This window comes from Bradyrhizobium sp. HKCCYLS3077 (assembly GCF_051167555.1).
GTDB lineage: Bacteria > Pseudomonadota > Alphaproteobacteria > Rhizobiales > Xanthobacteraceae > Bradyrhizobium.
In genome coordinates this window covers 833213-846326 of sequence record NZ_JBNPTH010000004.1, presented here as the reverse complement: position 1 = coordinate 846326, position 13114 = coordinate 833213, and the positions used below count along the sequence as shown (strand labels likewise).

The 13114-nt window shown below is 66.5% G+C and carries 12 protein-coding genes; 8 read left to right on the top strand and 4 right to left on the bottom strand.

Annotation, left to right across the window (positions count from 1 at the left end; all coding sequences use genetic code 11):
• Positions 1 to 90 precede the first annotated feature (90 nt).
• The 3 genes from ACQR0Z_RS20130 to ACQR0Z_RS20120 all read left to right on the top strand — a co-directional run bounded on the left by ACQR0Z_RS20130 (position 91) and on the right by ACQR0Z_RS20120 (position 3712).
• Entirely contained in the window at positions 91 to 735 is a 645-nt protein-coding gene (locus tag ACQR0Z_RS20130) for a DUF47 domain-containing protein (RefSeq protein ID WP_434919764.1), read from the top strand.
• 14 nt (positions 736 to 749) lie between these two features.
• Positions 750 to 1757 (top strand): anion permease, encoded by a 1008-nt coding sequence (locus ACQR0Z_RS20125; protein ID WP_434919763.1) that lies wholly within the window; start codon positions 750 to 752, stop codon positions 1755 to 1757.
• A 335-nt stretch (positions 1758 to 2092) separates the two neighbouring features.
• The gene (locus ACQR0Z_RS20120; RefSeq protein WP_434857272.1) at positions 2093 to 3712 is read left to right on the top strand and encodes a peptide chain release factor 3; all 1620 of its coding nucleotides are present in this window, start codon (positions 2093 to 2095) and stop codon (positions 3710 to 3712) included.
• Between the two features lie 22 nt (positions 3713 to 3734).
• On the opposite strand, the gene ACQR0Z_RS20115 is transcribed toward ACQR0Z_RS20120, so the two are convergent.
• The gene (locus ACQR0Z_RS20115) at positions 3735 to 4250 is read right to left on the bottom strand and encodes a MarR family winged helix-turn-helix transcriptional regulator (RefSeq protein ID WP_434919762.1); all 516 of its coding nucleotides are present in this window, start codon (positions 4248 to 4250) and stop codon (positions 3735 to 3737) included.
• Positions 4251 to 4494: 244 nt separating this feature from the next.
• Between ACQR0Z_RS20115 and ACQR0Z_RS20110 the strand changes: the two genes are divergently transcribed.
• Positions 4495 to 6564 (top strand): autotransporter domain-containing protein, encoded by a 2070-nt coding sequence (locus ACQR0Z_RS20110; protein WP_434919761.1) that lies wholly within the window; start codon positions 4495 to 4497, stop codon positions 6562 to 6564.
• A gap of 199 nt (positions 6565 to 6763) precedes the next feature.
• Entirely contained in the window at positions 6764 to 7279 is a 516-nt protein-coding gene (locus ACQR0Z_RS20105) for a GDSL-type esterase/lipase family protein (protein ID WP_434919760.1), read from the top strand.
• Positions 7280 to 7319: 40 nt separating this feature from the next.
• Here the strand turns inward: ACQR0Z_RS20105 and ACQR0Z_RS20100 are convergent, their stop codons facing one another.
• From ACQR0Z_RS20100 to ACQR0Z_RS20090, 3 genes are all read right to left on the bottom strand, one after another.
• Positions 7320 to 7718, bottom strand: a complete 399-nt coding sequence (locus tag ACQR0Z_RS20100) for a response regulator transcription factor (protein ID WP_434857268.1) — start codon at positions 7716 to 7718, stop codon at positions 7320 to 7322.
• On the bottom strand, positions 7715 to 8581 hold the full coding sequence (locus ACQR0Z_RS20095) for a S1C family serine protease (protein WP_434857267.1): 867 nt from the start codon (positions 8579 to 8581) through the stop codon (positions 7715 to 7717). Before ACQR0Z_RS20095 ends, ACQR0Z_RS20100 begins: the two co-directional genes overlap by 4 nt.
• A 169-nt stretch (positions 8582 to 8750) precedes the next feature.
• Positions 8751 to 9482, bottom strand: coding sequence for an aspartate/glutamate racemase family protein (locus ACQR0Z_RS20090; protein ID WP_434919812.1), 732 nt, complete (start codon positions 9480 to 9482; stop codon positions 8751 to 8753).
• A gap of 160 nt (positions 9483 to 9642) precedes the next feature.
• Between ACQR0Z_RS20090 and ACQR0Z_RS20085 the strand changes: the two genes are divergently transcribed.
• The 3 genes from ACQR0Z_RS20085 to ACQR0Z_RS20075 all read left to right on the top strand — a co-directional run bounded on the left by ACQR0Z_RS20085 (position 9643) and on the right by ACQR0Z_RS20075 (position 12988).
• Positions 9643 to 10239, top strand: coding sequence for a hypothetical protein (locus ACQR0Z_RS20085; protein WP_434919759.1), 597 nt, complete (start codon positions 9643 to 9645; stop codon positions 10237 to 10239).
• 424 nt (positions 10240 to 10663) lie between these two features.
• A complete protein-coding gene (locus tag ACQR0Z_RS20080) occupies positions 10664 to 11251 on the top strand; it encodes an NnrU family protein (protein WP_434919758.1) in 588 nt (195 codons plus the stop codon).
• Positions 11252 to 11392: 141 nt separating this feature from the next.
• Positions 11393 to 12988 (top strand): class I adenylate-forming enzyme family protein, encoded by a 1596-nt coding sequence (locus ACQR0Z_RS20075; RefSeq protein ID WP_434919757.1) that lies wholly within the window; start codon positions 11393 to 11395, stop codon positions 12986 to 12988.
• Positions 12989 to 13114: the final 126 nt, after the last annotated feature.

Here is a 13114-nt window from a genome sequence, read left to right as displayed (position 1 = left end):
TCCACCGCTTCTGCTGCGGCGTGATCCGGAGTATGACACTTCCGTGACAGGCCAGCCCTGGCCCGTTTCGGAATGGATGGATCTCGTCCCATGCTGAACTGGTTTCGCGCCGTCCTCCCCAAGGAGGAGCGGTTTTTCGATTTGTTCGCCCGCCACAACAAGGTGGTGATCCAGGGCGCGCATGCGCTGCAGGACATGCTCAAGGGCGGCGACGATGTGCTGACCCACTGCCAGCGCGTCAGCCAGCTCGAGAACGAGGCCGACAACATCACCCGGGAGGTGCTGACTGCCGTTCGCCGCACCTTCATCACCCCGTTCGATCGCGGCGACATCAAGAACCTGATCACCTCGATGGACGATGCCATCGACCAGATGCAGCAGACCGCCAAGGCGGTGGTGCTGTTCGAGGTCAAGGAGTTCGAGCCGACGATGCGCGAGATGGGGACCTTGCTGGTCGACTGCGCCAATCTGATCGGCCGCGCGCTGCCGCTGTTGCAGGCCATCGGCCAGAACGTGCCGATGATCACCGCGATCACCGAGGAGATGACCAAGCTCGAGGGCCGCGTCGACGATCTCCATGACATCGGGCTGAAGGAACTGTTTCTCAAGCACCGCAACGCCAACACCATGGACTTCATCGTCGGCGCCGAGATCTACGATCATCTGGAGAAGGTCGCCGATCGCTTCGACGACGTCGCCAACGAGATCAATTCGATCATGATCGAACAGGTCTAGGGTAGGGACGCGCCGTGGACGCTCATCTCGGCCTTCCCATCCTGGTCGGCCTCATCGCCGTCGCGCTTGCCTTCGACTTCCTGAACGGCCTGCACGATGCCGCCAATTCGATCGCGACCATCGTCTCGACCCGCGTGCTGCGGCCGCAATACGCGGTGTTCTGGGCGGCGTTCTTCAATTTCATCGCCTTCGGCGTGTTCGGCCTGCACGTCGCCCAGACCATCGGCACCGGGATCATCGATCCCGCCATTGTCGATGCGCAGGTGATCTTCGCCGCCCTCGTCGGCGCCATCGTCTGGAACCTCGTGACCTGGGCGGCCGGCATTCCCTCGTCGAGCTCGCACGCACTGATCGGCGGCCTGGTCGGGGCGGGGATCGCCAAGGCGGGACTCTCGGCCGCGGTGTGGAGCGGCCTGTCGAAGACGGTGCTGGCGATCGTGCTGTCGCCGCTGGTCGGGCTGATCCTGGCGATGATCCTGGTCGCGATCGTGTCTTGGGCCTCGGTGCGCTCGACGCCCTTCGCCGTGGACCGCGCCTTCCGCATCCTGCAATTCGCCTCGGCGTCGCTGTATTCGCTCGGGCACGGCGGCAACGACGCGCAGAAGACGATGGGCATCATCGCCGTGCTGCTGTACTCGCAGGGCCATCTGGGCGAGCACTTCACGGTGCCGTTCTGGGTCGTGCTGTCGTGCCAGGCGGCGATGGCCTTGGGCACCCTGATGGGCGGCTGGCGCATCGTCCGCACCATGGGCCTGCGCATCACCAAGCTGAACCCAATGCAGGGCTTCTGCGCCGAGACCGGCGGCGCCATCACGCTGTTCCTGGCGACCTTCCTCGGCGTGCCCGTCTCGACCACCCACACCATCACCGGCGCCATCGTCGGCGTCGGCGCCGCCCGCCGGGCCTCTGCCGTGCGCTGGAACGTCGCCGGATCCATCGTCTATGCCTGGATCTTCACGATTCCGGCCTCGGCGATCGTCTCGGCCGCAACCTTCTGGCTGGTGTCGGTGCTGCGGCACTGATCCGGCGGGACAGCCGTCTGGAGGCGTTCGGGGCCTCATGGTTCGAGACGCGCCGCAAAGGCGGCGCTCCTCACCATGAGGGTTGGGATTTTGCCGAGTCTAGGTATTTCGCTGCACATTCGGACCTCGTCCTGAGGAGCGCGCCGTTTTGCGCGCGTCTCGAAGGACGGCCGCGGGCGGGGTGCCAGTCCGGGCGTGCCCGGCGGGCAGCTGTTTAACTCCCCGGTTGGAGTTGCGGTGCAAAACGCCTATATGGAGGGCGCGCGGCGGCCGTGAGCCCGCGCTTTTCCCACGACATCGCCGCTCTTTGGCCCCGAACCGACGTCCGCCGCCCCATGTCCGATACCGCCGTCACCACCGAACAGCCGTCCCGTTCGCCGCTCTCCGACGAGGTGGCGCGCCGGCGCACCTTCGCCATCATCTCGCATCCGGACGCCGGCAAGACCACCTTGACCGAGAAGCTGCTGCTGTTCGGCGGCGCTATCAATCTCGCCGGCCAGGTGAAGGCCAAGGGTGAGCGGCGCAACACCCGCTCCGACTGGATGAAGATCGAGCGCGACCGCGGCATTTCGGTCGTCACCTCGGTGATGACCTTCGAGTTCGAGGGACTGGTCTATAACCTCCTGGACACGCCGGGCCACGAAGACTTCTCCGAGGACACCTATCGCACGCTGACCGCGGTCGACTCCGCCGTCATGGTCATCGACGCCGCCAAGGGCATCGAGGCGCGCACGCGAAAGCTGTTCGAGGTCTGCCGCCTGCGCGACATCCCGATCATCACCTTCATCAACAAGATGGATCGCGAGAGCCGCGACACGTTCGATCTGCTCGACGAGATCGAGAAGACGCTGGCGCTCGACACCACGCCGATGACCTGGCCTGTGGGGCGCGGCCGCGACTTCATCGGCACCTACGACGTCAGGGATGGCGGCGTGCGCCTGCTCGAAGGCGGTGGCGCCAAGACCGGCGCGGCACAGCAGATCGAAATCTCGGAGCTCGGCAAGCTCAACGCCAATCTCGACATGGGCCAGATCACCGACGAGCTCGAACTGGTCAAGGAAGCCTGCAAGCCGTTCGAGCTCGACGCCTTCCGCGAGGGCCATCTGACGCCGGTCTATTTCGGCAGCGCGCTGCGCAATTTCGGCGTCGGCGATCTCCTGGAAGGTCTCGGCCGCTACGCGCCGTCGCCGCGCGCGCAGGAGTCCAATTTGCGCAAGGTCGACGCCGCCGAGCCGCGCATGAGCGCCTTCGTGTTCAAGATCCAGGCGAACATGGATCCGAACCACCGCGACCGCATCGCGTTCGCGCGTCTCTGCTCGGGCAAGCTGAACCGTGGCATGAAAGCGAAGCTGGTGCGCACCGGCAAGACCATGCCGCTGTCGAGCCCGCAATTCTTCTTCGCCCAGGACCGCTCAGTCGCGGACGAAGCCTTCGCCGGCGACGTCGTCGGCATTCCCAATCACGGCTCTTTGCGCATCGGCGACACGCTGACCGAAGGCGAGGATCTGACCTTCGTCGGCGTGCCGAGCTTCGCGCCGGAAATCGTGCGCCGCGTTCGCCTCACCGATGCGATGAAGGCGAAGAAGCTCAAGGAAGCCCTGCAGCAGATGTCGGAGGAGGGCGTCGTGCAGGTGTTCCGCCCGCGCGACGGCGCGCCCGCGCTGGTCGGCGTCGTCGGTCCGCTGCAGCTCGACGTGCTGAAGGCGCGGCTCGATGCGGAGTACTCGCTGCCGGTCGAGTTCGAGATCTCCGAGTTCTCGCTGGCGCGCTGGATCTCCTGCGACGACAAGAAGAAGCTGGAAGCCTTCATCGCCTCCAACAATTCCGGCGTTGCCGACGACGTCGACGGCGATCCGGTGTTCCTGGCCAAGAACGAGTTCTATCTCGGCTACACCAAGGAGCGCGCCGAGGGCATCGTGTTCTCCAACGTCAAGGACGTGAAGAAGAAGGCCTGAGCCCGCGTCCTCGTCGTCGGGACTAACGGTTGCGGCCGAAGACCTCGAGCACCTGCAGCAGCTGCCGGTGTCCGTCGGCACCGACCTTGTCGATCAGCCGCTGCTCATGCTCCTGCACCAGGCGGTCGGCCCGCGCCAGCAGCGCGGTGCCGGCTGCGGTGAGATGCAAGGCATTGGTCCGCCGGTCCGACGTCGGCAGGCGCTCGAGCAGGCCCCGCGACTGGAGTTCGTCGAGCGGCGGGATGATTCCGGAGCGGCTGATGCCCAACACCTCCGACAGCGCCATTTGCGACAGCCCGGGATTGTCGCGGACGATCACCAGGATCGAGTATTGGGCGGGACGCATGTCGAGCGGCGCGAGCGTGGCGTTGAAATCCTCGAAGACCCACAGCTGCGCCTGCCGGATCAGATAACCCGCAAGCCCCGTAAGGCCGACCACGCTGATCTCGGGCCGGTCCTTGCCAGCCTCAGGGCCGAGAGAACGCCGTTTCGAACGCGCGAGTGCGCCCCCCACGGCGAGTTGAGTCCGATCCGCCAAGTGACCCCTCATGTCTGATGCATCGAGGCCACACACTGCCTCAACGCGCGGTCGATTCAAACTGAATGTGTAATTGTTCTTGACATGAACAGATCATCCAATGAACATTATGTGCACAAGAGCGACCATATGACGCGCTGACGTCGGGATGACGATACCCCTGAGCAAGGCTGGGGCGTCTGACCCCTCCGGAAGCGTGTCCACAACGCGATCAACGCGACGGCGCTCATCAGGGGAGAGTCAAATGCGCAATGTCGTGGGGCGACGCGGGTCCAAGACCGCCAGCAGCAAGCACATCGATCGCCAGGGCCGGAGCAGAGCGGGGCGCGCATCATCGCGCAGCCGCTGGGCCATGGCTGCGGCGGTTGCGGCTGTGGGGATGATCGGCAGTTCGACCGGCTCATCAGCTCAGACCTATACGCCGATCGCCGTCGTTCCGACCCCGGATGCCTATGCCTACATCCAGCAAAATCCATCTGTTCAAGGGCTGTTCGGCCCGACAGTCACGGGCCAGTTCACACGACTGACGGTGTTCGGCGACAGCTACGCCGACTGGGGAAATGCGCTGCGGGCCGGGTCGGCGGTCCCGCCGAGTGGCCGCTACAGCGCGGGACTGTCGATGGCCGACGCGCTCCAGCTTCACTACGGGCTTCCCACCTCGGCAGTCGCCAACTACGCGACCGGTGGCGCGATGAGCGGCGACACCAATGTTGGAAACCTGTTGGGGCCGCCCGTTCCGGTGCTGCCGGGCACCGGCACGGAAATCAGCACGTTTGTTGCGGCGGGCGGGCGTTTCGGCCCGCAAGACCTCGTCAGCATCATCACGGCAGGCGGCAATGACGGTGTGCCGATCCTGTTCAACCCGGCGATCACGCAACCCCAGATGAACGCGGCCGCTGCGCAGACCACGGCCAACATCATGTCCGGCGTTCAGAAACTGGTTCAGGTCGGCGCACGCAACCTCGCGATCATGTCAGTGGGTGATCTGTCCTATCTGCCGATCGCCCCCGGCAATCAAAACATCCACTACTTCCAATCCACGTTGACGCAGATGGAGCAGGCCAACCTGGCGCCGCTGGCGCGCTCCGGCGTTCGCATCTTCTTCTTCGATCTTGCCACCCTGACGCGGAACGTCGTCGCAAACCCCGCCCTCTATGGGTTCACCAACGTCACCCAGGCCTGCACGGCCGTTCCGTCCTGCGTCGGTGGCAGTGTCGCGGCGCAGAACCAGTTTCTGTCCTATGACGGCCTACATTTCACGACTGCAGGCTTCGCCCTGATCGGGCGCTATCAGACCAACCAGATCGATGCGCCGTTGACGGTGGCGCCGCAGGGCGACGTGGCGATGTCGATCGCCAACGGCTTTGCCGGCTCGGTGTTCGGCCATATCGACGCCTATCGCAACGTCGCCGGCGCCGCCAATGCCATGAACGCGATGGCGGCGGACATGCCGGTCAAGGCGATCCGCGCGGCCTCAGCCGGCGTGCAGAACCCCTGGTCCGTCTACGGCGACGTCGCCTATGCCGGAGGCAGCCGCGACTCCCAGCAGTTCCTGTCGAGCTACACCTATCAATCACTCGGCGGACGGATCGGGCTCGACTATCAATTGTCGCCGGACCTGATGGTCGGCGGGCTGTTCAGCTACGCCCAGCCGAACGTGAACCTGTCCGTGCAGAACGCGCATCAGAAGATCGATGCCTATCAGATCGGCGGCTACGCGGCCTATAGCCGCGCCAACTGGTTTGCCGATGCGTTGCTCGCCTATGGCCGCCAGGCGATCGCCACCGATCGTCAGGGCGTCATCGATACGATCCGCGGCTCGACCCATGCGGATACGTTCGCGGTCGCCGCCCGCGGCGGCTATCTCTGGGATCTCGGCGCCTTGCGGATGGGGCCGATCGGCGGCCTGTCCTACACCAATGCGCAGATCGCGGGCTATACGGAGACTGGCGACATCCTGCTCACCAACGTGGTCAACCGCCAGAGCCTGGAGAGCCTCACCGGCAGTGCGGGCGTCCAGTTTCGCGCGCCGTTCACGACCGCCGGAGCGTTCTACAATCCCTATCTGAACCTGACCGTTGAGCACGATTTCATCGGTTCCGCACGGACGCTGATCACGACCCAGGTGACGACGCCCTTGTTGCCGGTACTGACGCCGATCGATGGACGCAAGGCGACCTACGGGAAGGCCGCGGCCGGCCTGGCTGCGGCGATCACCGACAAGATCAGCATCAATCTCGGCGTGATCAGCACGTTCGCCAGGTCCGACCGCAACGACTATGGCGTGAACGGCGGAATCAAGATCGCGTTCTGAGCGCCGGTCCGGACGCGCTCGGACGTCCGGTCGATACTGCTGGCGTTGAAGCTAGGCGCGGTGCATGCCCCGCCTGGCTTTCGCGTTGCGGAACGCAAGCTCCGGCGCGGATTTCCTCGGGTCTTGCCGCTTCGCGCTTCTCGGTAAATCATCCCTGGGTTACGCTCGGCGTGGTCGTCAGCAAAGGGGAGGGCGAGCGATGTCAGTCCGCCGACAGATCGCCACGCTGTTCGCTGTCGTGAGCTGTTTTGCGGCTGCGACGGTCGGAGCGACGGAGGCCGCCGAGGTCGTCGCGCTCGGCGCCAGCAACACCTATGGCAAGGGCGTCAATCGCGGCGAGGATTTTCCGGCGCAGCTCGAGGCCATGCTGCGCGCCAAGGGCGTGCAGGCGAGCGTTGCCAACGCCGGCATCAATGGGGACACCACCGCCGGCATGCTCTCCCGTTTCGACAGCGCGGTCGACGGTTCAACCCGCGTCCTCGTGCTGCAGCCCGGCGGCAACGATGCTCGCAAAGGCGCAGGCGATCAGCGCGCGGGCAACATCGGCGCCATCATGGCCAAGGCCTCGCAGCGCCGGATCAAGGTGGTGATGGTCGAGAACGGCATGTTCCGCGGCCTGCCGCACCAGGTCGACGGCGTGCATCTGACGCCCGAGGGATATCGCATGCTGGCCGCGTCTTTGCTGCCGCGCGTCATGGGCGGCCTGCGCAGGTAGTTCGTTGTCCAATCGCGAAACGCGGCGCGCTCCGGCAATCTCAGAGCTCGATGATCCCGCGCCGCGCGGCATGCGCCACCGCATCGGTCCGGCCGGTGGCGTCGAGCTTGTCGAGCAGCGAGCCGACGTGGAATTTTGCCGTGTGCACGGAGATGCCGAGGCTGCGCGCGATCTCCTTGTTGGAGCATCCTTCCGCCATCAGCGCCAGCACGTCGCGCTCGCGCGCGGTGAGCTGGAAGGCGTCGCTCGCTTCGCTGCGACGCTCGCCGTTGTCACGCGTATCGCTGGGAGGCGCGACGACCGCGACATCGGCACTCTCGCCCGCCGCCACGAGCCGCAGGCCGGCGACGCCGCCGAGCAGCGCCGCCAGCCGGTCGGCCAGTTCGGCATCATCGATCGCGATGGCGATCGTGATCGGCGCGTTGTCGTCCGCGCTCACGCGGGGCGCTCGCCGATGGTCAGGGCCAGCTGCAACGGCTCGCCGCCGCGCAGCGCCGCGATCTCGACCACGGCGCCGACGCTGTCCGGACCGAGCTCGCGCATCAAGGCGCGCATGCCTCGGAACGGCTCCTTGTTGAGCGCGGTGATGACGTCGCCCTGGCGCAGGCCGGCGGCAGCGGCGGGGCCATGTTTGTCGATGCTCATCACCATCGCGCCGAGGCCGTCATCGAGCCGGACCGGCTGCAGCCCCGCGCCGAGATAGCCGCGCGCGATGCGGCCATGGCTCTCGAGCTTGCTTGCGACGCGCGTGATCGTGGCGGCGGGAATGACGAGCGTGCGGCGCGGTCCGCGCACGGCCATGCCGATCGCGCGCCCAGTCGCGTCGAGCACGAGCCCGCCTTCGGAGCTGTGCCGCAGCCGTGTGTCCAGCTCGATCCGCGCGTCGATGTCGCCGCCGCGCAGGCTGCGCCAGGGCCCGCCTGATTTCGACACCAGCGCGAGCGCCGCGACCGGCGTGCCCTGGTCGGCGGCGACGATGACGGCGAGCGCGCCGAGTGGCGGGACATCGATGGCGAGCGGCGCGGCAGGCGCGTCCTTGCCGTCGAAGCGGAGCAGGGCGATGTCGGTGGTATGATCGCGGCCGGCGATGGTTGCGGCGCGCGCGGTGCCGTCGGAAAAGGTCAGCGAAATCTCGCCTTCGTCCGCGAGCGCCTCGTCGGCGGTGACGACCAACCCGGACTTCCAGACAAAGCCGGAGGCACGCGAGCGGTGCGAATGAACGGACACGAGCGACGGCGCGGCAGCGGCGACGGTTGCAGAAAGTGCTGACGACAGCGCGGAGAGGGCAGAGAGGTCGGACATCGAAGGCTCCATGGTTGAAACCAATGTGGAGCCTCGGCCGGCGTTTCGGAACTCCCCGGGTGGGCAGGATGAAGCGCTCTAGCCCGGATGAGCGCAGCGACATCCGGGTTCTCTTCCGACGTCTGCGATGAACCCGGATGTCGCTTGCGCTCATCCGGGCTGCGTCATCTCAAATCGTCGTGCGCGCCTTCGGCAGCGGAAACGCGAGATCGCCATGCTTCGACGTCTTCAAGCCCAGCCCGACCAGCGCCTCGGCGAAGCGCACCGCGGCGGCGACGCCGTCGATCACGGGAATGCCGAGCTCGGTCGAGAGATCATGCGCGAGATCGGCCATGCCGGCGCAGCCGAGCACGATGGCGCCGATGCCGTCGTCGCGCAGCGCCGCCCGGCATTCGCCGAGCAGGGTGCCGCGCACGTTCGATTCCGGCTTGTCGAGATCGAGCACGGCGACATCGACCGCACGCACCTTGCGGCAGTGATGCTCCATGCCGTAGTTGCGCACCAGGTGTTCGGCGATCACCTTGGTGCGCGACAAGGTCGTGACGACGCTGAAATGCGTCGCGACGAAGCTCGCCGCATGCATCGCCGCTTCGGCGATGCCGAGCACCGGCACCGCCGACAATTCGCGCGCCGCCAGCAGGCCGGGATCGCCGAAGCAGGCGATCACATGCGCGTGGGCGCCTTCGGCGTCGCCGGCCTCGATCTCCTTGAGCATGCCGACGGCCGCGATCGCCTCATCATAGTGGCCCTCGATCGACGCCGCGCCGAACCGTGCCGTGCGGCCGACGATCCGCGTGCCCGGGCTGGCGCTGGCCTGCGCGGCCTTCGCGATCAGCTCGGTCATCGTCGCCGTCATGTTCGGGTTGATGACGTTGATCACGGTCTCGCTGGCGCGGCTCATCATTGCATCCGTCTGCTGTCGGGTCCTGCCGTGTTCTAGCCGAGTTCCGCAGGCATGGTCGAGAGCCGTCGGCGACGCGGGAACGCACGGATGTGAACGGGATTGAGCTTGCTTATTCCCTGCCCAGAACCAGCTCTCAATCATCCATTTCGAGCGAGCCATGCTGCGTGCCGTCATCCTTCTCCTGTTGCTGTTGGCCGCTCCGGCCAGCGCGGACGCGCGCCGGCGTCAGATCAACCCGGTGCCCTTCGCGCACACGCCGTGCAGCGTGCTCGACGAGCAGCCGTGCACGCCGTCGTTCTGCAGCGTCTACGGGCCGTGGCCGTGCATTCCCGAGATGAACTATCCCTATGGCCAGAACCTGCAACTGACGATCGAGAGCCGGCCGGCCAAGGACCAGGCAGCCAAGTATGAGAGGCCGGATCACGATCTCGACACGATCGGCGATCTGTTCGCGGCGCTGCGCTCCTGCTGGACTCCACCAGCGGAGAGCGACGCCCGTGCCGGCATGCAGATGACGGTACGCTTCAGCTTCAAGCGAACCGGCGACATGATCGCGCCGCCGCGCGTGACCTTCGCGACCTCGGGCGCGTCGTCCGACACCCGCGAGACCTATCTGAAGGCGATCAATGCCTCCCTGGACTCCTGTCTGCCGCTGAAGTTCACGAAGGGCCTCGGCGGCGCGCTCGCCGGCCGGCCGATCGCGATCCGCTATGTCGACAACCGCGAGCTGAACAAGACGTCGCAGCAGCAATAGCTCCACGGCTCCGCGCTATCGACCGCCGTCATTCCGGGGCGACGCGTCAGCGTCGAACCCGGAATCCCGAGATGGTCTGCAAAGAACGCAAGCCGAGCCCGGGATTCCGGGTTCGGCTCTGCGAGCCGCCCCGGAATGACGGCCGGCCATGGGTAGCGTGATCCGGGGCTCGGTCGACGAGCAATCCTGCCAGTTAGTAATTTCGTCATGCCCGGGCTTGTCCCGGGCATCCACGTCGTTCTCAGCATGCCGAGCGACGTGGATGGCCGGGACAAGCCCGGCCATGACGATGCGGAGAGAGGGAGGCGCAAAACTTGGACGGTCAAATGCGATAGCCATGTCGCAAAGCGCCGCCCACGTTGCGAGGCCGCCCCCGAAGATGATACCCAGTTCCAATCGTTTGCGTGCACGAGAGGGGGACGTCGTGGGACTTGTGGTGATGGTGGTGGGGCTGGTGCTGTTTCTCGGCGCCCATGTGTTCACGACCCGGCGCGAGGCGCGGGCGCAGGTGATCGCGAAGCTGGGCGAGGCCCCGTACAAGCTCGTCTACACCGTCGTGGCGCTCGCGGGGCTGGCACTGATCGTGTGGGGCTTCGCCGAGTATCGCAACGGCGGCGGCTGGATCCAGGTCTGGACGCCGCCGAAGGCGCTCAAGCACATCAATCTTGCGCTGATGCTGCCGGCCGTCATCATGATCGTCGCTTCCTATATTCGCGGCCGCATCTACACCACGCTGAAGCATCCGATGCTGGCCGGCGTGAAGCTGTGGGCGTTCGGCCATCTGCTCAGCAATGGCGATCTCGGCGGCATCATCCTGTTCGGCTCGATCCTGGCCTGGGCCGTGTTCGACCGCATCTCGCTGAAGCGCCGCGCCGACGCCGGCGGACCGCCGATCCCGGTCGGAGGCGTCGGCAACGACGTCATCGCCGTCGTGGTCGGCATCATCGTCTATGCGGCGCTGGCCTTCGCGTTCCATCCCGTCGTGCTCGGTATTCCCGTCATCGGCAATTAGCGGTTCTCGGCGGACGCGTTCTGCCGCACACTTCTCGGCGTCGCCCGGATCCGGGCGACGTCCATGACCGGCGTAAGCCGGCGATCAACATGACCGGCGCCAGCCGGCAATCAACAAGAACACGACAGGGGAGGCGATCCGATGGAGTGGTCGCAACATGCCGCCATCCCGCCGATGCGCAGCGAGCAGCGCTTCGGCGACCGTGTGGTGCCGCTCTTCGCGGAGCGTCCGGCCAGCATCTGGGCGATGGTGCAGGACGCCGCCGCGCGCCATGGCGACGGCGAGGCGCTGGTCTGTGGGGCCCGGAGGCTGTCGTGGCGCGAGACCGCCGCGGCCGCGACACGGATCGCCGGCGGACTGCGGGCGAGGGGGCTTCAGAAAGGCGACCGGCTGGCACTCCTGCTCGGCAATCGCATCGAGTTCGTGCTCACGCTGTTCGCGGCCGCCAAGCTCGGCCTGATCACGGTGCTGCTGTCGACCCGGCAGCAGACGCCTGAAATCGCCTATGTGCTCAACGATTGCGGCGCGCGGCTGCTGTTGCACGAGGCGGCGCTCACCGATCGGCTGCCGCTCGCGGCTGACACGCCCCAGCTCGCCGGTCGTACCGCAGTCGATGACGATCCGGCGCGCTCCGGCTTCGCCGCGCTCGCCGATCACGCGCCTGAGGCCGATGGGGTCGCGGTGGCCGAAGAGGACATCGCGATGATCCTCTACACCTCCGGCACCACCGGCCGGCCGAAAGGTGCGATGCTCGCCCACTGCAACATCGTCCACTCCTCGATGATCTACGAGGTGTGCCTCGGGCTGACGCCGGCGGATCGCTCCATCGCCGCGGTGCCTCTGGGCCACGTCACCGGCGTCGTCGCCAACGTCACCAGCATGGCGCGCTGCGCCGGCACCTTGATCATCATGCCGGAGTTCAAGGCCGGCGAGTATCTCAAGCTCGCGGCGCGCGAGCGCGTGACCTACACGGTCATGGTGCCCGCGATGTATAATCTCTGCCTGCTGCAGAGCGACTTCGACAGCCATGATCTGTCGTCCTGGCGCATCGGCGGCTTTGGCGGCGCGCCTATGCCGGTGGCGACCATCGAGAAGCTGGCGGCGAAGATCCCGGGGTTGCGGCTGGTCAACGCCTACGGCTCGACCGAGACCACCTCGCCATCGACGTTGATGCCGCCTGACCTGACCGCCCGCCACATCGACAGCGTCGGGCTGCCGTGTCCGGGCGCCAGCATCCTGGTGATGGATGCGCAGGGGCGGGAGCTGCCGCGCGGCGAGATCGGCGAGATCTGGATCGGCGGCGGCCAGGTCATCAAGGGCTACTGGAACCGACCGGAGGCGACCGCGGAGAGCTTCACCGCCGGCTACTGGCATTCCGGCGACCTCGGCTCGATCGATGCCGACCATTTCGTGCGGGTGTTCGATCGCCAGAAGGACATGATCAATCGCGGCGGGCTGAAGATCTATTCGGCCGAGGTCGAATCGGTCCTGGCGGGCCACCCGGCCGTGGTCGAGAGCGCCATCCTGGCCAAGCCTTGCCCCGTCCTTGGCGAGCGGGTGCATGCCGTGGTCGTCACGCGCGGCCCGGTCAGTGCCGAGGCGCTGCGCAGCTGGTGCCGCGAACGGCTCTCCGATTACAAGGTGCCGGAAACATTGATCGTCACGCCGGACCCTTTGCCGCGCAATGCGAACGGCAAGGTGATGAAACGGCAGTTGCGCGAGTCCTTGACGGCGTGATAGCCGCCTTGCGACGCCGTGGCCAAACCGGGGAGTAACGCCTTGATTCGGCTGGACTCGCCTTGCCACCGCCATACCGATGCGGTATCCGCGCCGGCGCGTGGGCAATCGGCGGCCCGCGCGGCA

Bases quoted from the DNA above. Each gene is read 5' to 3' on its own strand.
- ACQR0Z_RS20130 (WP_434919764.1), top strand. From the start codon at position 91: ATGCTGAACTGGTTTCGCGCCGTCCTCCCCAAGGAGGAGCGGTTTTTC.
- ACQR0Z_RS20120 (WP_434857272.1), top strand. From the start codon at position 2,093: ATGTCCGATACCGCCGTCACCACCGAACAGCCGTCCCGTTCGCCGCTC.
- ACQR0Z_RS20110 (WP_434919761.1), top strand. From the start codon at position 4,495: ATGCGCAATGTCGTGGGGCGACGCGGGTCCAAGACCGCCAGCAGCAAG.
- ACQR0Z_RS20105 (WP_434919760.1), top strand. From the start codon at position 6,764: ATGTCAGTCCGCCGACAGATCGCCACGCTGTTCGCTGTCGTGAGCTGT.
- ACQR0Z_RS20095 (WP_434857267.1), bottom strand. From the start codon at position 8,581: ATGTCCGACCTCTCTGCCCTCTCCGCGCTGTCGTCAGCACTTTCTGCA.
- ACQR0Z_RS20090 (WP_434919812.1), bottom strand. From the start codon at position 9,482: ATGAGCCGCGCCAGCGAGACCGTGATCAACGTCATCAACCCGAACATG.
- ACQR0Z_RS20085 (WP_434919759.1), top strand. From the start codon at position 9,643: ATGCTGCGTGCCGTCATCCTTCTCCTGTTGCTGTTGGCCGCTCCGGCC.
- ACQR0Z_RS20075 (WP_434919757.1), top strand. From the start codon at position 11,393: ATGGAGTGGTCGCAACATGCCGCCATCCCGCCGATGCGCAGCGAGCAG.